The organism is Streptomyces sp. NPDC051738, from assembly GCF_044453205.1.
GTDB lineage: Bacteria > Actinomycetota > Actinomycetes > Streptomycetales > Streptomycetaceae > Streptomyces.
This window is the reverse complement of the sequence record NZ_JBITCM010000006.1, coordinates 511749-520167: the sequence shown is the minus strand read 5'-3', so window position 1 is coordinate 520167 and position 8419 is coordinate 511749. Positions and strand designations below refer to the sequence as shown.

The following is an 8419-nucleotide window of genomic DNA, read 5'->3' as shown; positions in this document are numbered from 1 at the left end:
CATCAAACCGCCCTCCTCACAGGGGCCTTCTCCACCAAGCTACCTGCCCGTAACGCCGGGCAGAACTGATACGACAGCCGTGGTTCTTGATCGTTAAGGGGTTCGCCCTGACCGGCGGGCATACGGGCAGCTGAAGGCCACTCCGTCGCTGGAATCAGCGTGGCCGACGCGGGCGTCCTGATCTCCGGACCGCGGGCGAAACGGAGGATCGCTTCGCCGCGTCTGCGCCGCAATTTCGTGTAGCGGATCGGTGCCGGGCTGCGTCATGGCTCCTCCTCTCGGGGAACCGACACATAAGGTCCATGCCACTGTCACACACAGCCTTGCGGCATCACCATCGGGCCCAGCACCCATTTCCGCCGGCACCCGACACCCACTACCGGCCGGCACCGGGGCGCTACGGTGAGCGCTCCGGCTTCCGTCGGTCAGGCGGTGGCTCGGGGAGGTCTGTGGATCACAGGGGTCTGGTCGGCCAGTCGAGCAGGCGGGCGCCGATGGCCGCGGTCCGCAGGGTAGCGGTGTGCGGGGTCGGTGGGGTCGGTGCCGGTCAGCGTGTGGACGCGTTCCAGGCGGTAGGTCAGTGGCCGTACGCTCAGGGACAGTCGGCGGGCGGTTGGGGTGCGGCGTTCGCCAACCGGACCCGCATCGGGCCTGGTTGTCGTGGACCCGTTCGGTTGCGGCTCGTCTGCGGCCGGAGCGGCGCTTCCGGCCGCACCCGTCCTCAGACGGTGGCGTGTGCGGACTCGGCCCACGCCGATCGCCTTGGCGAAGGTCAGCTCGGCTTCCTTCGCGGTCATCGCGACCCCCGGCCCACCTGGCGGTGCCGCCGGTACGGCCGAAGGATCTGAACCAATACCGGGAATCAGGCCGCGACGAGCTCCTGCTCGCGGTCCGGCGTCTTGACCTTGGGCTTCTTGTTCGGCAGCGAGAGCCGGAAGACCTTGTGCCAGGCGGAGAACACCTGCTTGGGCAGCGGCCCGGTGACGTACTCCAGCTCGTACTTCTCGAACAGCGCGCGCACCTTCACCGCGACCTCGGCGTACCGGTTGCTCGGCAGGTCCGGGAACAGGTGGTGTTCGATCTGGTGGGAGAGGTTGCCGGTCATGAAGTGCATGGCCTTGCTGCCGCTGATGTTCGCCGAGCCCATCATCTGGCGCAGGTACCACTGGCCGCGCGTCTCGCCCTTGATCGACCGGCGCTCGAAGACCTGCACGCCCTCGGGGAAGTGCCCGCACATGATCACCGAGTGGGTCCAGATGTTGCGGACCAGGTTCGCGGTGAACGTGGCGGCGAGCGTGGGGAGGAACGACGGGCCCGACAGCAGCGGGTGGATCACGTAGTCCTTGAGCACCTGCTTGCGGATCTTGCGGCCCACGGCCTTGGCCCGCGCGCGGAACTCCGGGTTCTTGCGGCGGCGCTTGTGCAGGTTCTTGCCGAGTTCCAGGTCGTACGCTGCGATGCCGTACTCGAAGAAGCAGGCGTTGATGAAGTTCCACAGCGGCTGGCCGAGGTGGAACGGGTGCCACTTCTGGTCCTCGTCGACGCGCATGATGCCGTAGCCGAGGTCGTTGTCCTTGCCGATCACGTTGGTGTACGTGTGGTGCAGCTCGTTGTGCGAGTGCTTCCACTGGTCGGACGGCGAGACGTGATCCCACTCCCAGGTGGTGGAGTGGATCTTCGGGTCCCGCATCCAGTCCCACTGGCCGTGCAGGATGTTGTGGCCGATCTCCATGTTGTCCATGATCTTCGCCACGGACAGACCGGCGGTGCCGATCAGCCAAGCGGGCGGGAAGATCGAGAACAGCAGCACGCCCCTGCTGACCAGCTCGAGCTTGCGCTGCGCCGAGATGACCTTGCGGATGTAGGCGGCGTCTTTCTCGCCGCGGCCGGCGATCACCTCGTCGCGGATCGCGTCCAGCTCGCGGCCGAGCTCCTCGATCTGCTCCGCGGTCAGGTGGGCGGTCGGGTCGATGGCGGTCAAGGTGCTCCTACCGTTCGATGTCGCAGGGGCCCGCCGCGGCGGACACGCAGGTCTGGATGAGGACGCCCGGCTCGGCCTCGGTGATCTCGCCGGTGCGCAGGTCGCGGACGGCGCCCGACTTGAGCGGCGTGATGCAGCCGAAGCAGATGCCCATGCGGCACCCGGAGGGCATGAGCACGCCTGCCTCTTCGCCGACGTCCAGCAACGGCGTTGCGCCGTCCGCATCGACGGTCTTTCCGGTGGCGCTGAACGTGACCTCGCCGCCGTCGCCGGCGACGACGATGCTGGGGCGGAAGCGTTCGGTGTGCAGGCGCTCTTGGACGCCGTGCTCGGTCCAGTGCTCTTCGGCGGCGTCGAGCAGGCCCGCGGGCCCGCAGGCCCAGGTCTCGCGCTCGGCCCAGTCGGGCACGAGTTCGTCGAGACGGGCGATGTCGAGCATGCCGTCCGTGTCGGTGTGCACCTCGGTGAGCCGCAGCTTCTTGTCCGCGACCAGGTCGTGCAGTTCGTTGCGGAAGATCACGTCGTGCGGCTGGGGCGCGCAGTGGACCATGACGACGTCGTCGAACTCGGTGTCGCGCAGCATGCCCATCACGGGCGTGATGCCGCTTCCGGCCGTCAGGTAGAGCACCTTGGCGGGCTTGGCCTGCGGCAGCACGAAGTCACCGGTCGGCTGGTCGAGCTGGATCAGCGTGCCCGGTTTCGCCCTGCGGACCAGGTGGTTGCTGACCTTGCCGTCCGGGATCGCCTTCACGGTGATCGTGACGCGGCCGTCCTGGCGGGTTGTCGGCGAGGTGAGCGAGTAGGCACGCCACAGGCGCACCCCGTCGACGTCGACTCCGATCCGCACGTACTGACCCGCTGTGTGGCCGCGCCAGCCCCGTCCCGGTCTGATCACGATGGTCGCGGCGTCCCCCGTCTCGGGGTGCACGGCCTCGATGCGCCCCCGCAGGTCAGCACCCGCACGCAACGGGCTGACCAGGTCGAGGTAGTCAGACGGCAGCAGCGGCGTCGTGACCATCTCCAGTAGTTTCCACGCCCTGCTGCGGAGGGCTGTACTCGTCATGGCTCCAGCTTGCTGTGCCTCAGGGCGTAAAGTCCTGACCGCAGGACGTAATTCTGGCCTGCTGAATTGTTCGCAGGGAATAAAACATGAGCCATGCAATCCGGAGGGCCAGTGAACTGGCCCTGGATGAGACGACGGTCACAGTACTTCGGGCTGCGCTGAAGGCCACCGCCGACGAGGTCGTCCAGGCGATCATCGACGAGGTCCCTCCCTATGCCAACGCCCTCTCGGGCCACATGGGCGCCACCATCCGCCGAGCCGTCCGCACCGCCCTGGGGCACTACCTGGACCTCGCGAGCGGGAACGCCACAAGCGGCGACGGCGGCGACGCGGCCTACGAGCTGGGCCGCGGCGAGGTCCGCGACGGCCGTTCGATGGACGCCCTGCTCAGCGCCTACCGCGTCGGCGCCCGCGTGGCCTGGCGATGCCTGGCAGCAGGTGCCGTACCCGCAGGTCTGCCCGCCGCCGAGGTCGCCAAGTTCGCCGAGCTGACCTTCGCCTACATCGACGAGCTCTCCGCCGCGAGCGCCGCGGGCCACGCCGACGAACTGGCCGCCCGGGGCAGGGATCACGAGCGCCACCTGGAGCACCTGGCTCGCGACCTCCTCGCCAGTGCGAGCCCGGACGTGCTGCTGGTCTCTGCTCAAAGGGCCGGGTGGCAGCCTCCGGTCTCGCTGACCGCGGTCCTGCTGCCCGCCGCCCAGGCCCGGCCTGCCTACCGCACGCTCGACCCGAGCACCCTCGTCCTCGACGATCTGCCGGACGCCACCGGTGTGCTGCTCGTCCCCGATGCCGACCGATCGCATCTCTTGCGGCAGCTGACCGACCGCACCGCCGTGGTCGGCCCGGCCCGGCCATGGACTCGAGCGTCCGCCTCCTACGCACGAGCCGTACGCGCCCGCTCCCTCTCCCCTGATATCCGCGACACCGAGGACCACCTGCCCGAGCTTGTGCTGAGCGCCGACGTGGACGCGTTCGCAGACCTGCGTGCCCGAGCCCTCGCACCGTTGCGGACCTTGCCTGTCGCGACCGCACGGCGGCTGGAGGAGACGTTGCGGGCGTGGCTGCTGCACCAGGGCAGGCGGGACGAGGTGGCGGCGGCATTGTTCGTCCATCCCCAGACGGTCCGGTACCGGATGTCGCAGCTGCGGGAGCTGTTTCCGGATCTCGCATCGCCACACCGGGTCCTCGAACTGACGCTGGCGGTCGGTCTTCGGGCCGGCTGACGCGTACTTCGACCGTCCACGACCGCGTCCGCGAGCGGTCCAGGAATCGTGCGTCGTTCTCGGTGCCATCATTCTCAGAGGCAGCGCCCCCGACACCGTGGTTCTGCGACGGCCCCGCGCCTCCCTTCCTACAGGTCAACCGGGCGACCGACCGGGCTGGCCTGGCACACCGTGCGAGGGATGATGGGGATGGAATGACGGAACGTGAGGGCAGGAGCTTCCATGACGAAGCGGGTTCACCGACCCCGTGAGGACGCGGAGTTCAATTTCATCCTCGGGATGAGCGAAGTTCCGGTCCTCGCATACTTCACCGGGACATGGCCCAAGGCAATCGAGCCCTGCCGGGTGATGGACCTCGTCGTGGGTCGCATCGCCGACGACTACACGGGCCGCCTGACGGCCGTCCGCGCCGACATCACGCGTTGTCCGGCGGCAACCGAGCGATACGGGATCACCGGAGCCCCGTCCTACGTCCTACTGAAGGAGGGAGAGGCGGTGGCGCACGGCACGGGGCCCATGACCATCGCCGAGGTACGGGAGTTCCTGGACGGCCACCTCTGAGCGGCCTGAGCGGCCGCTGCGGAACGTGGCCGCGACGCCCGTCACGTCTCGTCCATGGGAGCTGGGCCGCCTGAGACACCTTTGGGGCTGAGACACCCCCACAGGTCACATAACGCAGTCGATCGCGGCCGCGTCCGGCAGCCGCCACTCCAGGAGTTCCGCCTGTGCTGCCATGACCTGCCGCCGACTTTCGTCCGATCGCGATCCTCGGGCGGCCCGGCCTTCATCGCCTCTGCCGGAAAGGGCCGGAAAGGGAAGGTGCATTTCGCCCGTACGCCCATCAATTCCCGCCGGGCACGACCGCACCCCCCTGACGAACGGGGACGCACGGAGCACAAAAGAGCAGCGGGCATGACAGGACCGCCTCCACGTACCCCGCGCGCCCCATGTGGCCAGGTGTCACGGGCGCTGCACCGCAAAACGTCCGGCACGACTTCGCGTTCCGGGGTCGGAGGGAAGGCCAGGAGGGCCAGGAGGGCCACCGTGGCGATCGCCTGACCGGACAGCAGCATGACGATGCGCCGGTACCGGGCCCGCGACGCGGGCCCGGCCGACGTCAGTCACCGGATCGGGCGAGGTCAGGTCAGGTCACCGGATCGAGGAAGGTCAGCACTGAGGCGTCTTCCTCGATCAGCGGGACGAGCGCCTCGTTGAACGGGCCGCCGTACGGTGCCTTCAGGTGCGCTTGGAAGGCGTCCTCGTCGCGGTACACCTCGAAGATCCAGAAGGCGCGCGGGGCGGCTGCCTTGGTGTAGACGTCGAAGGCGATGTTGCCTTCTTCCTCTCGCACCTTCAGGGCGTAGTCCCGGATCATGCGGGCGACCTCGGCCTCCGCTCCCTCACGGGCGGTGAACTCGGCGAGCAGGGTCTTCTTCACGTTCTCATGTCCTTGTCCGTTGCAGGCGTCAGTCGCGGTAGGAGTCGAGGTGCCAGACGCTGGCCTGGTCCAGCTTCACCGAGCCGCCCTCGGCGAAGATCTGCACTCCCTGGCTGGCGGGGTCGGGGAAGATCTGGTCGGTGATGACGGCCTCGCCGCTGCCGCCGAAAACCTCGACGGACGACCAGTCGACGAGGATCCGCAGCTTCACCTTGCCGTTCTTCGCCTTCAGAGGCGCGGTCTGGACGCCGGGGAAGGTGCTGTTGAAGTCGACGGCGCCGGAGTGGGTGCGGTCGACGTACAGCTCCTGTGTCGTGGTGTCGTAGCCGATGACGGTCTCCTCTCCCCCGGCGCCGGTACGCACCTTCAGACCGAAGCGGGCGGCGTCCTTGAGGGAGAAGGTCGCCTCGATGTCGAGGGCCTTGCCCTGGGCCGCGGGGCCGATCAAGGTCTTCGTAGTGCTCTTGACGGTTACGCCGGACGCTGTCGCCGGGCGCGTCTTCCGTAGGGACTCCAGGCTGCTGACCGGCTTGCTGGTCAGCCGGATCCGGCCGTTGACCGTACGCAGGGCCATCTCCCGGGGGACGCTCTGCGCTCCGCGCCAGGGGGAGGTGGGGATGGCGCCGCTGTAGTCCCAGTTGTTCATCCAGCCGATCATGTACCGCTTGCCGCCCGGTGCGTCCTCCCAGGACACGGCCGCGTAGTAGTCCTTGCCGTAGTCGGCCCAGTCGGCGCGCTGTACGACGGACTTGGCGGCGGTGTCGGCTTCGGTGAACTGGTCGGCAAGGAGGTGGCCCCAGCCGGCTTGGTTCATGTCGACGATCTGGATCTTCGCCTTCTTGCCGGCGTAGGGGCGCAGGTCGAAGGAGGCCCAGTCCAGGGTCTCGCTGTTGGCGCCGGTGGCGCTGCGGACGACCTGGCCGTCGACGATCAGGTTGACGGACGTCTCCTGGGAGACGGGCTGGGCCGCGGTGTCGGACAGCATGATGTGGTCGACGTTGAGGTGGCCCCAGCCGCCTGTGTTGTCGTCGACGATCTTGATCTGTGCCTTCTTGCCGACGAGGTCCTTGACGTCCCAGGAGGCCCAGTTGAGCGCCTCGCCGTCCCTTCCGGTCGTGCTGCGCACCACCTGGCCGCCGACGAGAAGCTCGACGGCGGTGGGGTTGTCGGAGCCGACGGGGTGGTTGCCGCCGCCGACGAGGAAGTTGACGTAGTCCTTGTCGATGGTGAATTCCGGCGAGGTGAGGGTGCCGGTCGTGGAGTCGCCGTTCAGGTAGCTGTTGACCAGGCCGCTGCCCCGGAATCCGGAGACTTCCTGCTGGTTGGGAAGGGTGCCGGTGGCCGGTGCCGAGCCGAAGGCGTCTCCGGTCGTCGTCCAGTCGCCGTAGCTGCCGCCTTCGAAGTCGGCGAGGACGGTGCCCTCCGGCAGCGGTCCCTGCTCCATGACGGTTCCGGGCTCGTGCGGGTGCCGCCCGCCGCCGACCTTGAAGTTCAGGTAGGAGCTGTCGACCGTGAATTCGGGCGAGGTGAGGGTGCCGGTGGCGCCGTCACCCGAGTGGAAGCTGTTGGCGAGGCCCTTGCCGTCGAAGCCGTCGACGGTTCCCTGACCGTCCACCGCCCCGGCTGCCGGCGCCTGGCCGAACGCGCTGCCCGTGGTCGTCCACGAACCGAAGTCCGTGCCCTCGAAGTCCTGCACCACCGTGCCGGTGGGCGGTGTGTACGTGCCCTTGTCGTCGGCGGTGAACTTCTTGCCGTCGAAGTCGCCGACGAAGTACTGGGCGGCCGAACCGCCCGCGATACCACCGGGGTTGATGTTGACGACCAGGACCCACTTGATCTTCTTCTTGTCCCCGTCGACCGCGAGGGGGATCAGGTCGGGGCACTCCCACACGCCACCGGTCGCGCCGGCCGGCCCGAACTCGCTCTGCAGTTTCCAGTCCTTGAGGTTCTTGGAGGTGTAGAACCGCACCTTGCGCTCGGCGGACAGCGACACCGTCATCAGCCAGCTCTTGGTCGGCGCGTACCACTGGACCTTGGGGTCGCGGAAGTCCTTGGAGCCGATGTCGATGACGGGATTGCCCTGGTACTTGGTCCAGGTACGGCCACGGTCGGTGCTGTAGGCGAGCGACTGCGCCTGGACGCCCGTGGACTTGTTGAGGCTGGTGTAGATCGCCACCATGGCCGGGTTCTTCTTCGTGCCGAAGCCGGTGGTGTTGTCCCGGTCGACGACCGCGCTGCCGGAGAACACCATCTCGTTGTCGTCGTGCGACAGGGCGAGCGGCAGTTCCTTCCAGTGCACGAGGTCCTTGCTGACCGCGTGCCCCCAGGACATGTCTCCCCACGAGGTGCCGTTGGGGTTGTACTGGTAGAAGAGGTGGTACTCGCCCTCGAAGTACACGAGACCGTTGGGGTCGTTCATCCAGTTCTTGTCCGGCGTGTAGTGGAACTGGGGGCGGTAGGTCTCGGAGTACGGCGGGCTGTCGGCGGCTACGGCCTGGGGCGCGAGCGGGGCCGCCGACAGGGCGCAGACGGTCGCCACCGCCGCGATCATCCGTATGCGGGCATGCCGGGATACACGTCCAGAGCTCATGGCGTCTCCTGTGCTGCGGCCGTCCGCGCAACGAAGCCTGCTGCCCGGCGCGGTTCCGGCGAAAAGTGACGCCCTTGTCGGCGCCGTCGTCCACGGCATCGGCAAGGGGTGTCATCGTTGA

At 68.1% G+C, this 8419-nt stretch carries 6 protein-coding genes and 1 pseudogene; 2 read left to right on the top strand and 5 right to left on the bottom strand.

Going from position 1 to position 8419, the window contains the following annotated elements; genetic code table 11:
* Positions 1–454: 454 nt before the first annotated feature.
* The 3 genes and pseudogenes from ACIA8X_RS17660 to ACIA8X_RS17650 all read right to left on the bottom strand — a co-directional run.
* Positions 455–614, bottom strand: a pseudogene (locus tag ACIA8X_RS17660) (helix-turn-helix domain-containing protein); the annotation flags it as partial.
* Positions 615–862: 248 nt separating this feature from the next.
* Complete coding sequence (locus tag ACIA8X_RS17655) at positions 863–1981, bottom strand: fatty acid desaturase family protein (protein ID WP_399458640.1); 1119 nt, start codon at positions 1979–1981, stop codon at positions 863–865.
* 7 nt (positions 1982–1988) lie between these two features.
* Positions 1989–3044 carry a ferredoxin reductase gene (locus ACIA8X_RS17650; protein ID WP_399458638.1) on the bottom strand — a complete coding sequence of 352 codons (1056 nt, stop codon included), beginning with the start codon at positions 3042–3044 and terminating at the stop codon, positions 1989–1991.
* An 86-nt stretch (positions 3045–3130) separates the two neighbouring features.
* On the opposite strand from ACIA8X_RS17650, the gene ACIA8X_RS17645 reads away from it, so the two are divergent.
* Positions 3131–4270 carry a PucR family transcriptional regulator gene (locus ACIA8X_RS17645; RefSeq protein ID WP_393459674.1) on the top strand — a complete coding sequence of 380 codons (1140 nt, stop codon included), beginning with the start codon at positions 3131–3133 and terminating at the stop codon, positions 4268–4270.
* A gap of 222 nt (positions 4271–4492) precedes the next feature.
* Positions 4493–4831, top strand: coding sequence for a thioredoxin family protein (locus ACIA8X_RS17640; protein ID WP_399458637.1), 339 nt, complete (start codon positions 4493–4495; stop codon positions 4829–4831).
* Positions 4832–5414: 583 nt separating this feature from the next.
* Here the strand turns inward: ACIA8X_RS17640 and ACIA8X_RS17635 are convergent.
* A complete protein-coding gene (locus ACIA8X_RS17635; RefSeq protein WP_393459680.1) occupies positions 5415–5708 on the bottom strand; it encodes a putative quinol monooxygenase in 294 nt (97 codons plus the stop codon).
* 28 nt (positions 5709–5736) lie between these two features.
* A complete protein-coding gene (locus ACIA8X_RS17630; RefSeq protein WP_393459683.1) occupies positions 5737–8298 on the bottom strand; it encodes a GH32 C-terminal domain-containing protein in 2562 nt (853 codons plus the stop codon).
* Between the last annotated feature and the right edge of the window lie 121 nt (positions 8299–8419).